The organism is Chitinophaga japonensis (assembly GCF_007830125.1).
Classification (GTDB): domain Bacteria; phylum Bacteroidota; class Bacteroidia; order Chitinophagales; family Chitinophagaceae; genus Chitinophaga; species Chitinophaga japonensis.
This window is the reverse complement of the sequence record NZ_VLLG01000005.1, coordinates 270,266-292,074: the sequence shown is the minus strand read 5'-3', so window position 1 is coordinate 292,074 and position 21,809 is coordinate 270,266. Positions and strand designations below refer to the sequence as shown.

Annotated in this window: 22 protein-coding genes; 11 read left to right on the top strand and 11 right to left on the bottom strand. The window is 55.2% G+C overall.

Features of this window, described 5'->3' with window-relative positions; translation table 11 throughout:
* Positions 1-76: 76 nt before the first annotated feature.
* The 9 genes from LX66_RS22540 to LX66_RS22500 form a co-directional block, all read right to left on the bottom strand.
* Complete coding sequence (locus LX66_RS22540) at positions 77-2,218, bottom strand: TonB-dependent siderophore receptor (protein ID WP_158642715.1); 2,142 nt, start codon at positions 2,216-2,218, stop codon at positions 77-79.
* Positions 2,215-3,666, bottom strand: a complete 1,452-nt coding sequence (locus LX66_RS22535) for a DUF3526 domain-containing protein (RefSeq protein WP_145717726.1) — start codon at positions 3,664-3,666, stop codon at positions 2,215-2,217. The genes LX66_RS22540 and LX66_RS22535 overlap by 4 nt, the downstream gene beginning before the upstream one ends.
* Positions 3,650-5,053 carry a DUF3526 domain-containing protein gene (locus tag LX66_RS22530; RefSeq protein ID WP_145717725.1) on the bottom strand — a complete coding sequence of 468 codons (1,404 nt, stop codon included), beginning with the start codon at positions 5,051-5,053 and terminating at the stop codon, positions 3,650-3,652. The genes LX66_RS22535 and LX66_RS22530 overlap by 17 nt, the downstream gene beginning before the upstream one ends.
* A 4-nt stretch (positions 5,054-5,057) precedes the next feature.
* Entirely contained in the window at positions 5,058-5,765 is a 708-nt protein-coding gene (locus tag LX66_RS22525) for an ABC transporter ATP-binding protein (RefSeq protein ID WP_145717724.1), read from the bottom strand.
* Between the two features lie 59 nt (positions 5,766-5,824).
* Positions 5,825-6,172 carry a hypothetical protein gene (locus tag LX66_RS22520; RefSeq protein WP_145717723.1) on the bottom strand — a complete coding sequence of 116 codons (348 nt, stop codon included), beginning with the start codon at positions 6,170-6,172 and terminating at the stop codon, positions 5,825-5,827.
* Between the two features lie 52 nt (positions 6,173-6,224).
* Positions 6,225-6,893 (bottom strand): response regulator transcription factor, encoded by a 669-nt coding sequence (locus LX66_RS22515; protein ID WP_145717722.1) that lies wholly within the window; start codon positions 6,891-6,893, stop codon positions 6,225-6,227.
* 167 nt (positions 6,894-7,060) lie between these two features.
* Positions 7,061-7,798: a sensor histidine kinase gene (locus LX66_RS22510; RefSeq protein WP_145717721.1), complete on the bottom strand. Its 738-nt coding sequence runs from the start codon at positions 7,796-7,798 to the stop codon at positions 7,061-7,063.
* Positions 7,799-7,879: 81 nt separating this feature from the next.
* Positions 7,880-8,560 carry a hypothetical protein gene (locus LX66_RS22505; RefSeq protein WP_145717720.1) on the bottom strand — a complete coding sequence of 227 codons (681 nt, stop codon included), beginning with the start codon at positions 8,558-8,560 and terminating at the stop codon, positions 7,880-7,882.
* Positions 8,561-8,578: 18 nt separating this feature from the next.
* A complete protein-coding gene (locus LX66_RS22500; RefSeq protein WP_145717719.1) occupies positions 8,579-9,136 on the bottom strand; it encodes a hypothetical protein in 558 nt (185 codons plus the stop codon).
* Positions 9,137-9,492: 356 nt separating this feature from the next.
* On the opposite strand from LX66_RS22500, the gene LX66_RS22495 reads away from it, so the two are divergent.
* The 10 genes from LX66_RS22495 to LX66_RS22450 all read left to right on the top strand — a co-directional run bounded on the left by LX66_RS22495 (position 9,493) and on the right by LX66_RS22450 (position 18,372).
* Positions 9,493-9,762 (top strand): ArsR/SmtB family transcription factor, encoded by a 270-nt coding sequence (locus LX66_RS22495; RefSeq protein ID WP_145717717.1) that lies wholly within the window; start codon positions 9,493-9,495, stop codon positions 9,760-9,762.
* A gap of 153 nt (positions 9,763-9,915) precedes the next feature.
* Positions 9,916-10,680: an SDR family oxidoreductase gene (locus LX66_RS22490; protein WP_145717716.1), complete on the top strand. Its 765-nt coding sequence runs from the start codon at positions 9,916-9,918 to the stop codon at positions 10,678-10,680.
* Between the two features lie 307 nt (positions 10,681-10,987).
* Positions 10,988-11,596, top strand: a complete 609-nt coding sequence (locus LX66_RS22485; protein ID WP_145717715.1) for a TetR/AcrR family transcriptional regulator — start codon at positions 10,988-10,990, stop codon at positions 11,594-11,596.
* Positions 11,597-11,644: 48 nt separating this feature from the next.
* Complete coding sequence (locus LX66_RS22480; RefSeq protein WP_145717714.1) at positions 11,645-12,907, top strand: TolC family protein; 1,263 nt, start codon at positions 11,645-11,647, stop codon at positions 12,905-12,907.
* 33 nt (positions 12,908-12,940) lie between these two features.
* Positions 12,941-13,840, top strand: coding sequence for an HlyD family secretion protein (locus tag LX66_RS22475; RefSeq protein WP_145717713.1), 900 nt, complete (start codon positions 12,941-12,943; stop codon positions 13,838-13,840).
* Positions 13,841-13,843: 3 nt separating this feature from the next.
* Positions 13,844-14,761, top strand: coding sequence for an ABC transporter ATP-binding protein (locus LX66_RS22470; RefSeq protein ID WP_145717712.1), 918 nt, complete (start codon positions 13,844-13,846; stop codon positions 14,759-14,761).
* 10 nt (positions 14,762-14,771) lie between these two features.
* On the top strand, positions 14,772-15,494 hold the full coding sequence (locus tag LX66_RS22465) for an ABC transporter ATP-binding protein (RefSeq protein WP_145717711.1): 723 nt from the start codon (positions 14,772-14,774) through the stop codon (positions 15,492-15,494).
* A 54-nt stretch (positions 15,495-15,548) separates the two neighbouring features.
* Positions 15,549-16,655, top strand: a complete 1,107-nt coding sequence (locus tag LX66_RS22460) for an ABC transporter permease (RefSeq protein WP_145717710.1) — start codon at positions 15,549-15,551, stop codon at positions 16,653-16,655.
* Positions 16,655-17,773, top strand: a complete 1,119-nt coding sequence (locus LX66_RS22455; RefSeq protein ID WP_145717709.1) for an ABC transporter permease — start codon at positions 16,655-16,657, stop codon at positions 17,771-17,773. The genes LX66_RS22460 and LX66_RS22455 overlap by 1 nt, the downstream gene beginning before the upstream one ends.
* 173 nt (positions 17,774-17,946) lie before the next feature.
* Positions 17,947-18,372: an SRPBCC family protein gene (locus tag LX66_RS22450; RefSeq protein WP_145717708.1), complete on the top strand. Its 426-nt coding sequence runs from the start codon at positions 17,947-17,949 to the stop codon at positions 18,370-18,372.
* A 6-nt stretch (positions 18,373-18,378) separates the two neighbouring features.
* Here LX66_RS22450 and LX66_RS22445 read toward each other — a convergent pair whose 3' ends face one another.
* A complete protein-coding gene (locus tag LX66_RS22445; RefSeq protein ID WP_145717707.1) occupies positions 18,379-19,809 on the bottom strand; it encodes an aminotransferase-like domain-containing protein in 1,431 nt (476 codons plus the stop codon).
* A gap of 104 nt (positions 19,810-19,913) precedes the next feature.
* Here LX66_RS22445 and LX66_RS22440 point away from each other — a divergent pair, with 104 nt between their 5' ends.
* On the top strand, positions 19,914-20,375 hold the full coding sequence (locus tag LX66_RS22440) for a DinB family protein (protein ID WP_145717705.1): 462 nt from the start codon (positions 19,914-19,916) through the stop codon (positions 20,373-20,375).
* On the opposite strand, the gene LX66_RS22435 is transcribed toward LX66_RS22440, so the two are convergent.
* Positions 20,372-21,799, bottom strand: a complete 1,428-nt coding sequence (locus tag LX66_RS22435; RefSeq protein ID WP_145717704.1) for an aminotransferase-like domain-containing protein — start codon at positions 21,797-21,799, stop codon at positions 20,372-20,374. The two genes, LX66_RS22440 and LX66_RS22435, sit on opposite strands and share 4 nt — an antisense overlap.
* Positions 21,800-21,809 lie beyond the last annotated feature (10 nt).

The following is a 21,809-nucleotide window of genomic DNA, read 5'->3' as shown; positions in this document are numbered from 1 at the left end:
ATAGAGTTTTTAGATGTTAACGCCTACTTATTATGGGGTTTCGGCATTATCCCCGATTGCAATCTATGTCCAAAGGTTATAGTCTTACGCCCACAAAAGTTCTAAAGGAGAGGGGCTCGCCTTCAGTGTAATAGTAGGCCTTTACGCCCGGGTAAATGGAGCCCGTCGATACATCCAGTATATCGCCGCTGGAAAAGTAGCGCTTGTTGGTAAGGTTGTCCGCCACCACGCGCACATACCATTTGCCGGCATCATAGGCAATGCCCGCGTCAAACTTCGTATAGCCGGGCAGGTATACGTTGCGGGTGTAGGTGCCACTCCTTGTAACGGTGCTGTGCCCTGCGCTGATGCTGAGCCGGGATATTTCGTTGAGCGGAATGGTATACTGCAGCCAGGAGTTGATCATTTGCTCCGGTATAAAGGCCAGCCGGGCGCCTTCATTTTCCTTCCTGGCGTCCTTGCTGGTAATGGCATGGGTATAGGCGTAGTTGGCCGATACGGAAAGCCTGTTGGAAATGCGCCCGGTAATATCTAACTCCACACCGGTGCTGGTAGCCTGCCCTATCTGCCTGCGGAAGCCCCGGTGCTCCAGGTCCGTTACCAGCAGGTTGTTCTTGATAATGCGATAAGCGGCCAAACTGGTAATGAGCCTGCGCTGGAACCATTCCCGCTTGGCGCCTACTTCAATGCTGTTGCCGCGCAGCGGATCAAAGGGGGTGCCTTCAAAGTCAGCCCCTGTTTGTGGTATGAAGGACTGATCGTATATGGCATATACCGACGTGTTTTCACCCAGCAGACGGGTAACGCCCAGGCGGGGAGAGAAAGCGGTTTCATCGCGGGCGGGTTTGCTGGGGTCTATGGTAACCGGCGTATTCACCGTAAACCTGCCCCCGTAGTTCAGCAGCCAGCCTTTGCGAATGCGAGTGGTGTTATAGGCAAAGAAAGACAGCCAGTTGTTTTCCCGCAGTATAAGAAGGGGGTCGTTCAGCATGCGCACGCTGTCTGTGTTCAGCCCGTATTGCGGTTTTGTCCGGTCAAAGGAGAACGTATTTTTACCGTAAGCGTTGGCAAATTGGTCCTTACTGTAGTTGTAATCCACCCCGGCCAGCAGGTTGTGCTGTACCTGGCTGCCGGTATGGAACGTGCCGTTCACATAGGCCTGCACGGCGGCTACGCGGCCGGTAATATTGCTGAACACGGGCATGCGCCGGGTGATGTTGGTGCTGTCAAAATTCACCGGCGAATAGTTGTCGGACATCAGGTACCATACTTCCATCGGCGTTACTGTGTATTTGGACTGCACGGAAAGGCGCCAGCGCTCATTGAACCGGTGGGAGAGCAGCATGCGCACGCTCTGCGACTGGGTGTAGGATTGCGGCAGGCCGGGATCGCCCGCATAATTATTGCCAATGCGGTCTTTCAGCACCTCTTCCTCCCTGCCTACTTTGGCAACACTGCTGCCGCCGTCGGCCGTGGCGCGGATAATATTATACTCTGCCAGCAGCCAGGTATTGCGGCTGAAGTTGTACTGCAGCACGGGTGCGGCCACATACTTTTTTGTTTTAATAAAATCCATGAAGCTGTTCTGTTGCTGGTAAGCAAGGTTCAGGCGGTAAGAGAAGCCTTTGTCCTTTATGGCGCTGCCAATGTCGGCAGCGCCGCGCAGCATTCCGAAACTGCCGCCGGATACTTCCAGCAGCCGTATCTTTTGTAGCCGGGGCGTTTTGGTGGAAATATTCATGCTGCCTCCCGGCTCCCCGGAAGAAAGCAGGAAGCCCGCAGGCCCTTTAATGAAATCCACCCGTTCCATAATGGCCGCGTCGTCTATCAGCCCACCCATTGCGCTGCGCTGCGGCATGCCGTTTACAAAGGTCTGGGAGCTGAAGCCTCTTACCATTACTACGGTAGATGCGTCAAATACAGAGCTGTTATACCCGAACTTGACGCCGCTGGCATTGCGCGCAATATCCTTCATTACCAGCGCGCCCTGCTGGCGTATCAGCTCGCTGCTGATGCTTACAATGCTTTGCGGCGTTTCCAGCAGCCGGCCCTGCAGGCGCAGCATCGGCGCCATGCTGTCGGCCTTCAGCGCTCTTTTCTTTTCCTGCACAACAATCTCCTGCAGGCGCTGGCGGCGCAGGCTGTCATTTTTGTGCTGGGCATAGCCGCACAGGACTATGTTGCATAAACATACCTGTATAAGTAACGTTTTGTTCATGTATATGGATTTGTATGTAATAATAATACCAGTATGCCCGCCAGCAGCCATGCAGCAGCCTGCAGCAGCAGGTACAATATGCCCTGCATCCACCGCGCAGGGCCGGCGGGATCGTAGGCCGGATGGTAAACAGGCATCGCTTTATAGTCTGCGGCCGTGAACTGCAGATCGTTAAAATGCATATTGTAAAAGAATTGTTTCCAGCCGTAGTGGAAGCTTGCCACCCGGTTATGGAACCAGGCGTAGTCTGCTACATCGGTACGGGCAATGCCGTTCAGCAAAGCCTGCGTATATACGGCCGGGTTATAACGCCAGGAGGCGGCCACGGCTTGCATGTTGCGGCGGCGCTCCGTATCCTGCCGGGAAAGGACACGTTCCATACGCCTTTCTACCAACTCGTAATAGGCCATGGCGTGGCGGAGGTTGGTAGTTCCCGTATCATATGCACGAGCATTAAAGTATTGCGGGTACACGGCATAAAAACTGTCCAGCAGATGTTTTTGCGGCAGGTCCCAGGTTTCCCACTTAATGGATCTTTGCAGGGAGGCATTGCCGGCGGTATCATCCGCATAACGGCTGTCTGTCGTAAGGCGGGTGGCGGCGGGGATGACTACCAGCAACAGCAGCCAGGCACCCAGCATGGCGATGATGTTGACGGCCGCGGATGCATTCCAGGAAAGGATGAACCAGATAATGCCCATCCACAGCGCCATATAGGCCGCCGCTACGCCTGTCCAGGCCAGGAAGTCCCGCCAGGGAAAGCCCTGCTGTGGCACAGCCAGCAGCACACCGGCCAGGGATATCAGCACAATGGCCGCCATCAGCATCAGGTAACGTAGCAGCAGGCGCAGTAGCAGGGCGCCGGTGATATTGCCTTTCTGTACTACAAACAATGAGAGAGTGCCCTGCTCTTTTTCCTGTGAAAGCAGGTTGTAGCTCAGGCAGATGGCCATCAGCGGCAGCAGGTACACCAGCAGGAACGCCCCATCAAAGTTGCCTGTCTGCAAATGCTCCGGGTTGCTCACTTTTTCCTCTGCAGGCACGTAGCCGCCCCTTACGCTTACCGGGTAGTACCAGGTGGCCATGTCACTTACGCCTATGGCCATCAGGGAAAGCGGGGCCGGGGGGTGGTACACGGTGCGGTGCAGGCGGTAATCCACCACTGCCGGGTGCGTGGCGGATATGTATGCTGTTTTGCCCTTTGGCGTGCTGGTATCCGCCTGCAACTGCCCGTACAACTCATCATACCGCAACTGGTAATCCTGGTGAATGCTGTCCAGCGTTGCTTTGTGCGCTACCATTACATGGCGCCCGTATAACAGCGCAGCAGCACCGGAGAGGAAAAGAATACCCAGCAGCGCGGGCAGCAAAGCTGTGCGTTGCAGCATATGCACCTCCATCTGGAGGATACGCTTTATGACGGATATATTGCTATACAAACGGTTCATGTCTGGCTATTCTGTTTAACAATAACAGGCATCCCGGCAGCCACAGCAACAGCGACAGCAGCGGCAACAACTGGCTGCGCAGCACTGCGGCAAGTCCCGGGGGCTCGTAATGGAAGCGGGGCATCTGCCGGTAAAAGTCCTGATCGGACGATCCGCCGCCATACGCCTGCTGGTTGTTCAGCCGGCGGATGAATGTGTGGCGGTAGCTACGGGCTGCCGCATCAAAATGCCAATGATGGTCATAGTCTGTGCCGCACAGCGCCATGGAAATGCTGCGGACAGCCAGGAAGGGGTCTGCCAGTGCTGCATAGCGGGTAATGTTGTTTTGCCTGCGCATGGTGCTGTCGGTTTCGGCTGCGTATTTACCATATACCATCTGGGCATAGTCTTCATTGGACTGCAGGCGGATAGCGTCAAAGTTCACAGGCAGGCTGCTGATGTCCGTAACATTGTATTTTTTCAGCACCTGCCGGGTGAGCCGCTCCAGCCGCGCTTCCCGGGGATCGTCGCCGTTAATGCCGGTCTTGATGGCTTTCTCTATTTTTTCTTCCAGAGCGTGCTGTGAGGGCAGGGGATGCCATACGTCGCCCGCCGCAGCCGAGAGCCGGGGCAGCAGCACATTCCACAGCAGCCAGATGCCGCAGCCTATAAGCAGGGCCTGGCGGGCATTCCCGGCTATGGCAGACAGGATGACGCCCAGCAGTACGAATATGCTGCAGTAGCAGGCGTAGCAGGCCAACAGCAGCAGTATGCGCAGCAGCTCACCACTGTTAAGCGGGCCGCCACCGCCGAGTAGCAGGGCTGGCAGAAAGGCCAGCATCATGGTCAGCAGCATGGTATTCACTACTGCGAGGTGCAGCCCCGCCTTGCTCCTGAGTACAGCGGGGCGGCTTGCTCCCTGCAACAGCAGTAGTTGCAGCGTGCCGGAGGCTTTTTCCTGTGTATAGCTGTTAAAGCAGTAGCATAGTATGAACAGTGGGAAAAACAGCAGCAGCACATTGGCCATCGTCAGCTCGCCAAGGCGCAGGTAGGTATCTGCCGGCCGCAGGGGAGAGGTGGCCAGGTTGTGCTGTACATGCGCTTCCACCCGCATCGTATACCCGGCTACATTATCAATCCCTTTGTCAAAGCTGCCCAGGAGCGTAACGGGCTTAAAAATCCAGGTGCCGAAGTGGGCGGCGCTGTGCGGATCGCCGGCTTTGAGCTGCTCCCATTGCTGCCGGAACTGTGCATTGGCGGCGGTACGTTCCAGGTACAGGCGCTTGTACTGTATACGGGTGCTGGCAAAGGCAATGCCCGTCAATACCAGCAGGGCTAACAGGATGGCGGCCAGCGTACCGCTGCGCCATACCATCCGCCATTCTTTTGCGGCTAATATTCTAAGCATGTTACTACAGTTCTGCGGTCATATGTTCCATGTAAATGCTTTCCAGCGCATAGTGGTCTACGGCGGCGGCATCCATCATGGTGAGCAGGCGGCCCTCTTTCATAATGCCGATACGTGTGGCTACTTCCCTGGCGCGGTAGAGGTCATGGGTGGCCATGAGCACGGCGCGTCCTTCGTTGCTGAAGCGCCGGAGCAGGTCGGAGAACTCGTTGCTGGCCCTGGGGTCCAGCCCGGAAGTAGGCTCATCCAGCAGCAGGGCGCCGGCATTTTTGGCGGTGGCAATGGCAATACCCACTTTCTGCCGCATGCCCTTGGAATAGGTTTGCACGCGGCGATGTATGGCGGCTTGCTGCAATCCTGCATCCAGCAGCAGTTGTATGTACTGCTCCTTTGAAAGCTCCCGCCCGGTCAGCGCGTTGAAGAACTGCAGGTTCTCCAGCCCGCTCAGGTAAGGATAGAGCATGACGGTTTCCGGTATGTAGGCCAGGTGCCGGCGGGCTTCCTGCCGGTGTTGGGCCACGTTGATACCATTTACCAGCGCTGTGCCGCCGGCTGGTTGCAGGAAGCCCAGGAAACAATTGAGGGTGGTGGTCTTGCCGGCGCCGTTAGGTCCCAGCAGGCAGCAGATCTCGCCTTTGCCTACTTCCAGGTCCAGCGCGTGCAGCGCCGTGTGCTGACCGAATGTGCAGGTCAGTGCAATAGCTTGCAGCATAATAATAAGAGGGAACGTCTGTCAATGAATACGATAAAGAGAAAGCGCCGTACGGGGCATTATGCAATGCAGGTGGTGGGCGGTCCCCTGCCGGCAGGCGCCTGCGCGGCGCCGGAACAGGCCGTAGAGGGGCGGAAGGCGTAAGTGATATAACGGAAGGATAATAACTGTAACGATTCAACGGTGGGCGGCAGCTCCGCATGTTTGGTGAGCTGGTAATCACATACGGCGCAGTAGTGGGCGGCGTTAAAGCGCTGGTCCACCGCATGCCGGTCCGCCGCATAGCGCTGTTTCGACAGCGTATCGCCGTGCCGGTGCAGCAGCTTCACTCCCTGTACAAACACCAGCAGGGCCATGAAGAACATGGCCAGCAGGGAACGCATATGGTGAAGCTGTGTTGTGCGCATATAGCAAATATAGCCACAAGTTTTGTAAAATGTAACTATGTTGCAAAAAATGTTACAACAGCTCCTCTTCTTTGATCAGGTTATGCTTCAGCGCAAACACCACTACGCCGGCGGTGTTCTTTACGTTCATTTTTTCGAGGATGCGGGTGCGGTGTCCTTCTACGGTGCGTTTGCTGAGGAAGATCTTTTCCCCGATCTGTTGCGCGGTATACTGCTGGCAGATGAGGCGGATGATCTCTTTTTCGCGGTCGGTAAAGGCGATCTTTTCTTTTTCGCGTGCGGGGTCAAAGCGGCTTTTCACGATCATGGAAGCCAGCCGGGCGGAGGTTTGGCGGCAGTAAAAAATATGATCGTCGTATACCTGGGCGATGGCTTCCAGTATCTCGGCCTTATCGGCGTTCTTCAGCAGGTAGCCTTTAGCGCCGGCTTCCAGCATTTCCACGATGAGGTCTTCTTCATCGAACATGGAAAGGGCAATGATCTTCAGGCCGGGATGCTTTTCCAGCAGGATGCGGGTAGCCGTTACCCCGTCCATGCGCGGCATTTTAAGGTCCGTCATAACGATATCGGCCTGCACCGTGTCCAGCAGCTCTACCAGCTCCCTGCCGTCGGAAGCCTGGCCTACCAGTTGTATGTTGTCCTGTCTTGAAAGCATCAATGCCAGCCCGTCTCTGAATATCTCATGGTCGTCTGCTATCAGTAATCTGATTGATTGATCCATTGTCCCGGAGTGATTTGTAATCGGTAGCCTGCAGCCGGTGGTTTGCAGTCGTTTATCCAGTTCTGTAGTTGCTCCCGTTGACTGTCAACTGCCTGCTTCCGACTTGTTTAAATGGGGTGAAAAACGCCTTTCCTGCGAGGTAAATATACAAATTATTATGCATTGATTCAGGCGGGGATCTTTATAAAGTATTGGGTGCCCTGCCCGGGTGCGGATTCGATGGCCAGGGAGCCATGCATGATGTCTGTTCTGATCTCCAGGCTTTTCATGCCCAGGCCGGCGGAAGTGGTTTTGGCCTTTTTTACGTCAAAGCCGGCGCCGTTTTCCCGTACCAGCAGCAGTAGCTGCCCGTCGTCCTGGCTGAGGGAGATACGGAGCTGGCTGGCCCTGGCGTGCTTGAGGGTGTTCTGTATAATTTCCTGGATAATGCGGAAGATATGGATGGCCTTTTCGGGCTGTACCCGGATATCGCCGTTGCAGCGCAGCTCAATGGCAAGGGATTGCTGTTCGCTCACCTGCTGGATGAACTCGCGGGTAGCCTCTACCAGCCCTTTGCGTTCCAGGGCGTTGGGCAGCAGGTTATGAGATATCTGGCGGAGGTTGGTAATGGTCTCGTCGATGTAGCGGCTGGATTTTTCGATGATCTTTTTGTCGTGCTCACTTTGCACATCTATGCTGTTGAGGATCAGCTTTACGGTAGAGAGGAGGGGGCCGGCGCTGTCGTGCAGGTCGGTGGCAATGCGTTTGCGCTCGTTCTCCAGTATGGTGATCTCCGCGGTGATCCGTTCCCGCTGCAGCCGGATGTAGCGGCGGTGATACAGGATGATGGACACCACGAAGTAAATGATAATGATGGCGATCAGTAAAGAAACAAAGACAGTGGTATAAAATATCTTGTCACCCATAAATATGATGTAAGATGTATGACGTAAGACGTATGAAGCAGGAGGCAGGCATCTTACATCCGGCCTCTTACTTCCATCTTCCTACGGCTCAAAGTGACGGTTAAAATAAAGATCGTTCTTTTTTTCGGGGATCAAAAACACAGCTACGCCGTACAGCAAATTTACAAAAGCGTTTACATACCCGAACAGGCTGATGATCCTGGTAGCTACGCTTACTACATCATCTTTGCCTAACACATAGTAGGATGCTTCATAAATGATCTGGTAAATGAAGTAGATGATGAAGCCGAGGCAGATGAGGAATTTGGCGTTCCTGAACAGCAACCGGCTGTCCTGCACGATCATGTAGTTGATCTCGTTAATGCTCAGCAGCACGATCACGAAGGAATAGGCGCCTTTGAAGAAAGGGGAGTAGGTCTCTATTTTAAAGAAAACAATGTTCTCCACGGTCCATAAAAGGATGAAGACGGCCACCAGGGTATAGAACAGCCGCTGTTTCCGGTGCAGGAAGCCCCAGGCGCGGAACTGGTACAGCAGGATCAGGGATTCGATCAATGCGTAGATGTTGACCGTAATGGCATTGTTGTAATGAAAGAAATGGATGCAGATAAAGCTGATGGCTTCCGAGGTGAAAGCCATCAGCAATAAAAGGATGAAAGGGTGGTAGCTGGTATTGATCCGGTAAAAGCGTACCGCCCCTATGATCAATGGGATCGCTACTAATTCGCTCAGCAGGAAATTGGCGATGTGGTTGGGTTGCATGGGCAGGTATAAAGGTGACTATTCGGTTAATTTGCTGGTGCCGCAGGGCGGGGGATCACAACGCTGGCCGTTTTCCATGGCCTGTGCTGCCGCCCGCCGTGCGCCGGCCCTGGCGGTGGAAATGCCCGGTATGTAGCCTACGGCCTGTTCGCTGCGATTGCTGGTGCTGTCCAGCAGGGTAGTAACAATATCATTGCCTTTGGAGTCAATAGGCACCAGCACCAGCTTGACTTCTCCCTTACTGCCCCGGCCATAGTAAATGCGGATGCCCTGCGCGTCCTCCTGGTTGAGCAACACGGCGATGGCGTCCCGGTTAAAGGCTTCGGCGCTGGGCAATTGCAGGATGCTGTCCAGGTTTTGTTGGGTGCTGCCCACCAGCTTTCTCAGCCTTTCCCGGGCCGCCCGGAAGTCCCGGGTAAGCTGGGCTGCGGTATCTATATGAATGGCGTGCACCCACGCTTTCGCAGTATCAAAGGGAATGTCTTTGCCACCTTTGTTGTCCGGTGGCTGCTGGCAGGCAGCGAACAGTACGGATGCCAGCAAAGCAGTAGCGTAAGCAAAGCGGTTTTGTTTCATATTCTGAGGTTTTTTGGTGAACTGAGCTGCAAATTAGCCGATGCGCCCCACACCTTCCTTCGTAGAATTGCCTGAAAAAACAGGTAGAAATACCTGATATTTTAAGGAGTTACTGCGCTTGTCCCCTGCGCCGGCCGGTGGTAATTTTGTCTGTATCAAAACGCCGCTACTTTTCTCTGCATATAGCGACTAACCCCAAAACGTAACGGCAGCAGCCGTTAACGCATGCCTGACCGTTGTTTGTTAGCCCTTTTCTTTATTCCCTGTTGTCAAGATAAGTTTTTTCCCGGGATCATGGCATTAATAATACATCGAAATATTTCGATGTATTGATAAAAAACCCTTATCTTTGTGTCATGGATGCTTCGGTTATAGCAAAAGCGGCCAATGCCATTTCGGACAGGCACCGCCTCGCCATCCTGCTGGAAATAGTGCGGAAAGGGACCTGTGTATGCGCTGACATCAGCCAGCTTACCCGGCTGTCGCAGCCGGCGATCTCGCATCATGTAAAAATACTGGTGGACGCGGGCGTGCTGATCTACGACAAGACGGGCCGCACGGTGCAACTGACGGTGAACAGGGAGATGATGAAATACCTGTCCGCCTTCTTCCAGGGATTGAGCTGATTTTTTTTACAATAAAGTATCGATTATTTTAAATGTTTCGATGTAGAAAGCAGGCATACAGGCCTGCAAGGGAGGACTATGCGCTTATATATTGAAGTTTTTAAATAATTCTATTAATAATCTTCTATCATCAATTTAAAATATATCCAACAAATGAACCAGTTACTCAACAAGGTAGCCGTGATCACCGGCGGGAACAGCGGCATAGGCTTTGCCACTGCACAGGTATTTTTAACCAATGGCGCCAGGGTGCTGATCACCGGGCGTAAGGAGGCGGCGGTGAACCAGGCCGTGGCTGCACTGGGCAGCGGGGCCGCAGGTTTTGTGGCCGACCAGGGTAAGCTATCCGACGCCGATGCGCTGGCCGCGCATGTTAAAGCGGAATACGGCCAGGTGGACGTGTTGTTCATCAACGCGGGCATCGCGCAGATGGTCCCGTTCCCGGATGCCAGCGAGCAGCATTTTGACGATGTTATGAACATCAACTTCAAAGGCGCTTTCTTTACTGCGCAAAAGCTGCTGCCCCTGTTGAAAGATGGCGGCACCATTGTGTTCCTGTCATCTATTTCAGCTATTTCAGGTATGGTAGGCAATGCCGTGTACAGCGCCAGCAAGGCGGCCCTGAACTCCCTGGCCAGGACACTGACAAGGGAACTGGCCCCGCGCAATATCCGTGTAAACGTGGTGAACCCCGGCCCCATTGCCACCCCTATTTTCGAAAAGATCGGGCTGCCCGCCGAGCAGTTGGAGGAAGCCAAGGGACGTCTGGGCCAGGCTATCCCCCTGCAGCGGATCGGCGAGGCCGTAGAAGTGGCCAGGCTGGTAGCCTTCCTGGCTTCTGATGACGCGAAGTTCATCAGCGGTGCGGAAGTGAACATTGACGGCGGCATTATGGTGCACCCCGTAGCTACCCTGTAAACGCCGGGGCAGATAATACTGTACCCGCCATCCCACCCGCCGGCCGGCAGGGGGGATGGTGGGTGCATCACCTAAAAGCCGTTCTCGCCTATTGAAGTTTTGGGCATCAATACCTGCCCTCCCGCCTTTTCAATTCTTGCCAGCGGCACCGCCAGGTCCTCACCGTCATTCCCCGGCTGGCAAAGCGCCTGCTGAAATACCGGACTATATTGATTATAAAACCTGACAAAGCGCCCTGAAAAATAAATTTTGCCGGTAAATATCTTTTTATACCTTTGTATTAACCAAATGGTTAAACTTTAAAGTTATGGCCCGGGAAAGGAACACAGAAGAACAGATCATTGCCGCCGCCAAGAAGGTGTTTTTACAGAAAGGCCTGGCAGGAGCGCGTATGCAGGACATTGCCGATGAAGCCGGGATCAATAAGGCCCTGCTGCATTATTACTATCGCAGCAAGGACAAGCTGTTTGCCCTGGTATTTGACGAAGCGCTGGACAAGCTGGTGTCCCGGCTGAACAGCGTGATCAGTAATGACCTGACCTTACCGGAAAAGATCAGGGGTGTGGTAGACAGCTATATAGGAGGCTTGTCCCAATACCCCCACATTCCCCTGTTTGTGCTGAACGAGCTGCAGCAGAACCCGGCGCTGCTGATAAAAAAATTCAGATCGCGGCCGGACTTCCCCGACCTGGAACGGTTTCTGAGAGAGATAGCAGTGGCCGGGGAAAAAGGAGAAATCCGGAAAATAAGCCCGATCCAGTTGCTGTTGAATGTGCTCTCCATGTGCATATTTCCCTTTGTAGCCAAACCACTGGCGCAGGCCGTGTTCGGGATGGATGATGTACAGTTCCGGATGCTGATCGAAGAACGCCGGCAACTGGTAAGCGATTTTGTTTTAAGGGCGATAGCGCCGTAAATTTTTTTGCACCCATATTAACCAATTAGTTAAATAAAACAGTTAAAGATGAAGTATTTCATTTGGATACTGCTGCTGGCCACCGCCCGGGTACAGGCGCAGGACAGCACCCTGCTTACCCTGGAGCAATGCCAGCAACTGGCCCGGGACCACTACCCCTTGCTGCGGCAAAAGCAGGTGCTGGACAGTATCCTGCAGTTGCAGGTCAGGAACACCAATTCCGCCTATCTGCCGCAAGCCGCGCTGAACGGTCAGGCTACTTACCAGAGCGATGTAACGCAGTTCCCCTTTAAAGTGCCCGGCGTGGACATCCCCGAGTTTGCAAAGGACCAGTACCGCGCTACCCTGGATGTGAACCAGTTGCTGTACGATGGCGGCGCTACCCGGCGGCAGCGGGAGCTGCAGGCCGCCCGGCAGCTTACGGAGCAGCAGCGCGTGGAAGTGGAGCTGTACAAGGTAAGGCAGCAGGTTACCCAAACCTATTTCAACGCCCTGCTGGCGGAAGCCTATGTACAGGCAGCCAGGGTAACGCAGGCGGATATACGGCAACGCATAGACCGTTTAAAGGCCGGGGTGGAGAATGGCACCGTGCTGCCCTCCAACGTGGACATGCTGCAGGCGGAGCAGCTACGCGCAGAACAGCAGGAGCTGTCGGCCGCCGCCTCCCGCAGGGCCAACCTGGCCGTGCTGCAACTGCTTACCGGCTACAGCGGTGCTGCCATTAAGCTGGAACTGCCGCAGGAGCCGGCGCCTGCCCGGCAAACAGACACCTTGTTGCGGCCGGAGCTGGCACTGTACCAACTGCAGTCCGCTGCGCTCAACAGCGAAATACGGCTGGCCGCCACCAAACCCATGCCCCGCATCAGCGCCTTTGTGCAGGGCGGCTACGGCCGGCCCGGGCTGAATATGCTCAACAATGATTTCGACGCTTTTTACATGGGCGGCATCCGGCTTAACTGGACGCTCTGGAACTGGCGCTACCACCGCAAAGAGCAGGATATCCTGCGCCTGCAGCAAAAGAATATTGCGCACCAGTCAGAGACCTTCACGCTCAATACCAATGTGCAACTGGCGCAGCAGCGCACGGAAATAGAGCGCCTGCGGGAAACGCTGGAAAAGGATAACGGCATCGTGGCCCTGCGCACCCGTGTGCAGGCCGCCAGCGCCGCACAGTTGGACAACGGCGTGATCACCGTGCATGACTATATTACAGACCTCAACGCCGTTACCCAGGCCCGGATAGACCAAAGCACGCACCAGATACAACTGGCCCTTGCCCGCATCAATTATCAACTTATAAAAGGTTATTAACACATGCTACCCGTATTTAAAAACAGGATCACTATGCGCAGCGCAATTACCGCTATACTGCTGGCCGCCGCACTCACCGCCTGCCGGTCCAATGATGATAACGCCGACGCCTACGGAAATTTTGAAGCCGTGGAAACCGTGGTATCCGCGGAGGGCACCGGCAAACTGCTGTCATTTACCGTGGAGGAGGGCATGACGCTTCCGGCAGACACCATTGTGGGATGGATAGACTCCACCCAGCTCTCCCTTAAAAAGTCCCAGTTGAAGGCCAATATCCGCGCCGTGCTGAGCAAGGTGCCGGAAACCGGCCCGCAACTGGAAGTGATCCGCCAGCAGATCGCCACGCAAAAAGTAGAGCAGCGGCGCATTCAGAACCTGGTAAAGGCCAATGCCGCCACTACCAAACAACTGGACGATGTGAACGCGCAGATAGCTGTGCTGGAAAAGCAGTACCGCTCCCTGGCCTCCTCCCTGCAAACGCAGGTGAGCGGCTACACCAGCGAAACGCAGCCCCTGGAAGCTCAGGTGCTGCAGCTCAACGACCAGCTCCGGCAAACCCGTATAGTCAACCCCGTAGGCGGCATCGTGCTCACCAAGTATGTAGAGCCGGGGGAAGTGGTGAACTATGGCAAGCCCCTGTATAAGATCGCCAACCTCTCTTCCCTCATCCTGCGCGCCTACGTGGGAGAGGAACTGCTGGGCCATGTGAAGGTAGGCCAGCAGGTAACGGTGCGCACCGACGAGCCGGGAGGAAAATACCGCCAGTGGCCAGGTACCGTTACCTGGGTGTCTGCCGAAGCGGAGTTCACTCCCAAGGTGATACAGACCAAGGAGGAAAGGACCAACCTGGTATACGCGGTGAAAGTAAAAGTGGAGAACGACGGCAGCCTGAAAATAGGCATGCCGGCAGAACTGAAACTGTCAAACCGCTAAGCCATGCCAGCACCCATTATTGTACAGGACATTCATAAAAAATTCGGCACGGTACAGGCCCTGCAAAACATTTCCTTTACCGTGAATGAAGGAGAGCTGTTTGGCCTGATAGGCCCGGACGGCGCCGGCAAATCCACCCTGTTCCGCATCCTCACCACGCTGTTGCTGGCGGACAAGGGGCAGGCCTCCGTGACCGGGCTGGATGTGGTGAAGGACTACAAGGCCATCCGCCGGGTAGTAGGCTACATGCCGGGACGTTTCTCCCTGTACCAGGACCTGACGGTAGCGGAGAACCTGCATTTTTTTGCCACCATCTTCAACACCACGGTGGAGGCCAATTACGAGCTGATAGAGGAAATATACGTACAGATCGAGCCTTTTAAAAAGCGCCCGGCAGGCAAGCTTTCCGGTGGTATGAAACAGAAGCTGGCCCTGTGCTGCGCGCTGGTGCACAAGCCGGCCGTATTGTTCCTGGACGAGCCTACTACCGGTGTGGACCCGGTTTCCCGCAAGGAGTTCTGGGAAATGCTGCAGCGCCTGCGGAAAAAGGGGATCGCCATCCTGGTGTCCACGCCTTACATGGATGAAGCCATGCTCTGCGACCGGGTAGCGCTGATACAGAACGGGGAACTGCTGAACATCAACCCGCCGCAGGCCATTATCCGGCAATTCAGCAAACCCTTGTGGGCCGTAAGGGCCAAAGAAATGTACCGGCTGATACAGGACCTGCGCGCCTTTGAGGATACGGACAGTTGCTATGCGTTCGGGGAGCACCTGCACCTTACGCTGAAGCATGGCCGCGAGCGTGTAGACCAACTGCAGGCTTACCTGCAACCAAAGCAGCACGAGCAGTTCAGCATGGAGCCCATTGAAGCCGGTATAGAAGATTGTTTCATGGAGCTGATGAAAAGCCACCGATAAAATCAACGTTATGCAACCGATCGTTACCAACGCGCTCACAAAAAAATTCGGCGACTTTACCGCCACCAACGCCATTACGTTCGAGGTAAAGCAGGGAGAGATATTCGGCTTCCTGGGCGCCAACGGGGCCGGTAAAACCACGGCCATGCGCATGCTCTGCGGCCTGCTGCGCCCTACCAGCGGCGAAGCCCGGGTAGCGGGATACGATGTATATACCCAGGCGGATAAAGTGAAAAGGAACATCGGGTATATGAGCCAGCGCTTTTCACTGTACGAGGATCTGAAGGTGAAGGAGAACATCCGCTTTTACGGCGGTATCTATGGCCTTGGCAACGAAGCGATCCGGGAAAAGACCCGCCAGTTGCTGCAGAAGCTGGAAATGGAGGCAGAGGCGGACCTACTGGTGAGCGCCCTGCCCCTTGGCTGGAAGCAGAAGCTGGCCTTTTCCGTAGCCATCCTGCACGATCCTTCCATCGTGTTCCTGGACGAGCCGACAGGCGGGGTAGATCCCATTACCCGCCGGCAGTTCTGGGACCTGATCTATGAAGCAGCCAGCCGCGGCGTTACGGTTTTTGTCACCACCCATTATATGGATGAAGCGGAGTACTGCGACCGGGTGTCGATCATGGTAGACGGCCGCATACAGGCGCTGGACACGCCCCGGCAGCTCAAAGCACAGTTCGGGGCGGATTCTATGGATGATGTGTTTTTGAAATTGGCGAGGGGGAAGTAGCAAACATTAATCATCGTATTGCATAATTCATACATCACACTTCATATTTAAAACATGCGCCAGTTCTTCGTATTTGCCAGGAAAGAGTTCTATCATATTTTCCGTGATAAGCGCACCCTGCTCATCCTCTTCGGGATGCCGGTAGTGCAGATCATTCTTTTCGGCTTTGCCATTACCAACGAGATCAAAAATGCGGATATCGCCGTACTGGATCAGTCCAGGGACTACTACAGCACGCGCCTGGTGCAAAAGCTCACGGCAGGCGGGTATTTCCGCATAGACCGGCGCCTGCAGAGCCACCGGACCATCGAGGACGCTTTCCGCGAAGGCCGCATTAAAATGGCCGTGGTGATACCCCCGGAGTTCGGCCAGTCCTTCTTTCACCTCAAGAAGGCGCAGGTGCAGTTGCTGGCCGATGCCGGCGATCCCAACACCGCCACCACGCTGATCAACTATGCCAGTTCCATTATCGGCAATTACCAGCAGGAGCTGAACGGGCAAACGCAGTTGCCGCTGACCATCGATACTACGGTAACCATGCAGTACAACGCTGCCCTTAAAAGCGTATTCCTGTTCGTGCCAGGTGTTATGACGCTTATCCTGCTGCTGGTGTCCGCCATGATGACCTCCATCACCATCGCCCGGGAAAAAGAGCTGGGTACCATGGAAATACTGCTGGTATCGCCCTTGCCGCCGCCTTTGATCGTGCTGGGAAAAGTGGTGCCTTATATCGTGCTGTCGTTCATCAACGCACTGATGATCCTGGCCCTGGGCGTGTTCCTGTTCGGCATGCCTATCCGGGGCAGCATGGTGCTGCTGTTAATGGAATGCGTGTTGTTCGTGCTCACCTCCCTGTCGCTGGGCATATTGATCTCCACGGTAACGGACAAGCAGCAAACAGCCATGATGGCCTCCATGATGGGATTGCTGATGCCCACCACCTTGCTGTCCGGTTTTATTTTTCCCATAGAAAGCATGCCGCTGCCGCTGCAGTGGCTGTCCAATCTCATGCCCGCCAAATGGTTCATCATCATCCTGAAAGATATAATGCTGAAAGGAGCGGGGCTGGAAGTCATCTGGCTCCAGACCCTGGTGCTGTGCGGCATGACGCTGCTGTTTGTGGCGATGAGCATACGTAACTTTAAAACCCGTTTAAGCTGATGCGTACCATTTTCTTTCTACTGCAAAAGGAGTTCCTGCAGATATTCCGTAACAGGTCCATGCTCCGCATCATTCTCATTATCCCCATCGTGCAGTTGGTGATACTGTCCAATGCGGCCAACTATGAAGTGAAGGACCTGTCCATCGATGTAGTGGACCATGATCTTTCCTCCTGGTCGCGGCGGCTCACGCACAAGCTCACGGCCAGCGGCTATTTCCGGCTGAACCGCCAGACGTTTGACCGGGAAGACGGGTTCCGGGACCTGCAGCGGGACCAGGCCGATATTGTACTGGTGATCCCGCCGCATTTTGAGCGGGACCTGGTACGGGAGGATAAAGTGACCCTGCAGTTGCTGGTGAATGCCATTAACGGCAGCAAGGCCGGCCTGGCCAACGCTTACGCCGGCAGCATTATCCGCGACTTTAACAGGAACATCCGCACAGAATGGCTGGCCCTGGACGAGCGCAACGGCCCGCCCGTGATAGCGGTGACCTTCTCCAACTGGTACAACACGCGGCTGGATTATAAAATATTCATGGTGCCGGGCATACTGGTGGTGCTGGTAACCATGATCGGCGCTTTCCTGTCCGGGATGAACATTGTAAAAGAGAAGGAGATCGGGACCATTGAGCAGCTTAATGTAACGCCTATACGCAAACATCATTTCATCCTGGGCAAGCTGATCCCTTTCTGGATCGTAGCGCTGTTTGAGCTGGCCTTTGGGCTGCTGGTGGGCAAGCTGGTGTTTAGCCTGCCCATGGCGGGCAGCCTGTGGCTGGTGTTCCTGTTTGCCGCGGTGTACCTGTGGGTGATGCTGGGCATGGGGCTGCTGATCTCCACTTTTACGGAAACACAGCAGCAGGCCATGTTCATTGCCTGGTTCTTCGTGATCATCTTTATGCTGATGAGCGGCCTGTTCACCCCGGTGGAGAATATGCCGCACTGGGCGCAGGTGATCACCTGGTTCAATCCCATCGCCTATTTTGTAAAGGTGATACGCATGGTGCTGCTCAAAGGCAGCGGCTGGGCGGATATACAGTTCTTCCTGCTGGTAATGCTGGGCTATGCGCTGGTGATGAACGGCATTGCTATCTGGAACTACCGCAAAACTTCTTAACGTTTTATTGTTACAGTGTAACAATTGTAGGTTTAAACAGTCCGGCCGGAGCATTCCTGTTCCGGCCGTTGTTTTGTCCATATCACCCCGTCATAAAGTCTATTTTACCGCCACCCGGAGTGGATCCAGGAAAATAACTTTGTGGTTGATTATTCACCATACAATTACTTGTTATGAAAAGCATTTGTCACAGGCTATCAATTAAAGCCTCGCCTGAAACGGTTTATGACGCATTAAGCCTGGAGGAAGGTTTGTCAGGGTGGTGGACGCCTGAAACAAAAGCAAAACCGGAGACAGGCAGTATTGCCCGGTTTGCCTTTGGCCCGGATTATTTCAAGGAAATGAAGATCACGCAACTTGCACCGGCAAGCAGGGTGGAATGGCTTTGCGTTAAAGGTTATGAGGACTGGATCGGTACAACGATCACGTTTGAGCTGCAGCCAGGCGACAAAGGCACCGTGTTGTTTTTCCGTCATGACGGCTGGAAAGATTATACACCGGGGTATGCCTCATGCAGCTATGACTGGGCCCTTTTCCTGAGAAGCCTGCGATTGTTGTGCGAAACCGGCAAGGGGCTTCCTTTTCCTTATTTTCATTGAACCTGGTTAATTCCCCAGTTTCCTGATCAGCTTTCCCAGCGTTTTAATGCCTTCTTCCACCTGCCTGCTCCAGGGGCTGCCGTAGCTGATGCGCAGGCAGTTGCGGTAGCGGTCCTGCAGGGAAAAGATGCGGCCCGGCGCAAAGCTCACTTTATGTTTCAGCGCCAGCTCATACAGCTCAAAGGTATTGACCTGCTCGTTCAGCGCCACCCATAGCACAAAGCCGCCCATAGGCCGGGTCACGAGGGTGTCTTCGGGAAAATAATCCGCTACGGCCTGCAGGTAGCGCAGGCTTTGGGTGTGCAGTTGCTTGCGCAGGGTGCGGAGGTGGTGCTCATAGCGGCCGTTTTCCAGGAAATGTGCGATAGCGGCATGGGGCAGGGAAGGGCAGGCAATGGAGTGATTGCGTTTCAGGCGCAGCACTTTCTCCTTGTATTTGCCGGGGAGGGTCCAGCCTACGCGGTAGCCCGGGGCCAGGGATTTGGAGAAGGAGTTGCAGGCCAGCACGATGCCGCTTTCATCAAAGGTTTTGCAGAGAGCGGGCCGTTCCCGGCCAAAGTAAATGTCCCCGTAAATATCATCCTCTATCAGGGGAATATCATATTTCTCCAGGATGCGCACCAGTTCTCTTTTGTGGGTGTCCGGCATGCAGGAGCCAAGCGGGTTGTTGAAGTTGGTCACAAACAGGCAGGCCTTGATATTGAAGCGGGGAATGGCTTTGTCCAGGTACTCCAGGTCTACGCCGGTGACCGGGTTGGTAGGCACTTCCAGCACTTTCAGGCCCAGGCTGGCGGCCAGTTGCAGGGAGCCGTAGTAAGCAGGGCTTTCCAGCGCAATGGTGTCGCCCGGCTGGGTGGTGGCGCAGAGGCTCAGGGTGAGCGCGTCGGTACAGCCGTTGGTGGTCACCACATCCTCCTCGCTCACCACGCCGCCCCAGAGGATGCTCATCCGCGCGATCTGCCTTCTCAGGTCCAGGTTGCCCTGCAGGGACTCGTAGCCGATGCCGCCGTCCGGCGCCTTGCGCATGGCCTGCACCATGGACTTGGATATTTTGGCGGCAGGCAGCATGCTGTCTGCCGCAGCGGCAATGGAGAATTTCAGGATATTGTCTGCCGTCATGTGCTGGAACACGCGCGCGATCATTTCATTCACCGTTACTTCCGAGGCCTTTTTCACCGGCTCGCAGGTTTTGGGCAGGTCCCGCAGCTTGCGCGGGCTGAAGCGCACGTAGTAGCCGGATTTGGGCCGCGGCTCTATCAGTCCTTTGGCTTCCAGGTGATAGTAGGCCTGGAAGGCCGTGCTGAGGCTTACGCCCTGCTCCTTGCTGAGCGTGCGCACGGAAGGCAGCTTGTCGCCAATTTTCAGCACTTCCTTTTCAATGAGCTGTTCTATGCGGTCTGCTATCTGCAGGTAAAGATGTTCGGCGGTCTTTAGCATGACGGTAAAATCTGATCCGGTCAAAATTAAGAAAACTGTATCTGTTTTAGGTTGATTAAATCCTGTTATTTTGCAGGCATTATTACACAACTCCTTCCGCCGTTATGTTCTATCCTTCTTTATCTGAACGTCTGCATACCCAGCACCAGGCGCTGCCGCAGTTGATACAGCCGCTAACACAGGAGCAGTTGCTGCAGCAGCCCCGGCCGGGTACCTGGTCCATACAGGAGAACCTGGCCCACCTGGTCAGCTACCAGCCGCAGTTCCTGAGCCGCCTGCACCGCATACTGGATACGCCCGACCCGCTTTTTGAGCGTTATGTAGGGGATGAAGATCCCGTGTTCCTGTACTGGCGCCGGCAATCGGCAGACACCCTGCTGCACGAGCTGGAGGCCGACCGGCAGCAGATCATTGCGCTGCTGCAGGGGCTGCGCCCGGAGCAGTTGCAGCGCACCGGCACGCATATGCATTATGGCCGGCTGACCGTGCAGGACTGGACGGAATTTTTCCTGCTGCATGAGGCGCATCACCTGTTCACTATTTTCAAGCTGGCGCATAAGCGTTAATTCATCCTTTTTGCCAGCCGCCCCACTGTTTGCACGGCCCAGGCCATATCCTCGTTAAAGGGGAGGCCCGCGCTTATGCGCAGGCAGTTCCGGTACCTGGGTTGGCTGGAAAAGAGGGTGCCGGGCATAATGGCAATGCGCTGCTCCATGGCCAGCCGGTACAGTTCCCAGGCATCAGTATGAGGGCCCAGCTCCACCCACAGGTTGAATGAGCCTTCCGGGCGGGTGATGCGGGTATGGGCAGGAAAATATTGCTGGATGGCATTGGCCATTTGCTGCGTTTGCAATGCCAGCGCATGGCGCAATTGTTTCAGGTGCAGGTCCAGGCGCTGGTGCTCCAGGTAGCTGTGAATGGCCAGTTGGGGCATCAGGCTGGTATGAATGGAGGTCATGAATTTCAGTTGCTCTACTTTGTGCCGGTACCTGCCGGCAATGGCCCAGCCCAGGCGGTAACCGGGCGCCAGGCTTTTGGAAAAGGAGGAGCAGAGCAGCACCAGGCCCTCGCTGTCGTAGGTCTTTATATTATCCGGCCTGTCCGGCCCATGGTGCAGGTCGCCAAAGGCATCGTCCTCTACCAGCGGCACCTGGTACCGCTGCAGCAATTGCGCCAAAGCCTGTTTGTGAGCAGGCGGCATGCAGCTACCCAGCGGGTTGTTATAGTTGCTGACCAGCAGGCAGGCAGCCGCTTTTTTCTTGCGGAAAGCGTTTTCCAGCTTGTCCAGGCAAATGCCCGTAACAGGGTCCGTGGCTATTTCCAGCGCTTTCATGCCCAGGCTTTCAATGGTCATCAGCAACCCGAAGAAGGTGGGGGATTCAATGGCAATAGTATCGCCCGGCCGGGCCACGGCGCGCAGGCACAGGCTCACCGCCTCCAGGCAGCCATTGGTGATGGTTACGTCGGCTGCAGTAACGGCGTCTTTCCAGGTAAGGCTGCGCTGCGCAATTAACCGTTGCAGGGGTTCATACCCGCTCACGTCGTGGTAGGGAACGCAGGAGGCACTGTGCCGGCGGATGGCATGCAGCATTGCTTTATGCAGCTTGTGCTGCGGCATCAGCGCGGCGGCAGGCGTTGCCGCATCCAGTGCTACCAGTCCTTTTTGCCGGCGTCCTTCGCGTATCCGCCGCACCTGCTCGTTCACCTTTACGGCAACAGGGGCGGCGGCCGGCGCGGTAACCGCGGGCAGTTGTGCGCGCTGCCGCGGGTTGGGCTGCACAAAATATCCTGATCTTTCCCTTGCGGTGATCCATCCTTTCTTTTCCAGTTGCGCATATACCTGCAGCGCCGTGCTGATGCTGACGCCATGCTCCTGCCGTAGCTCCCGCACGGAGGGCAGGCGGTCCCCAACGGCATATACGCCTTTTTCGATCAGTTGCGCTATTTTATCGGCCAACTGCAGGTATAGAAAATCTGTTCCCTTTTGCATTCCATATACT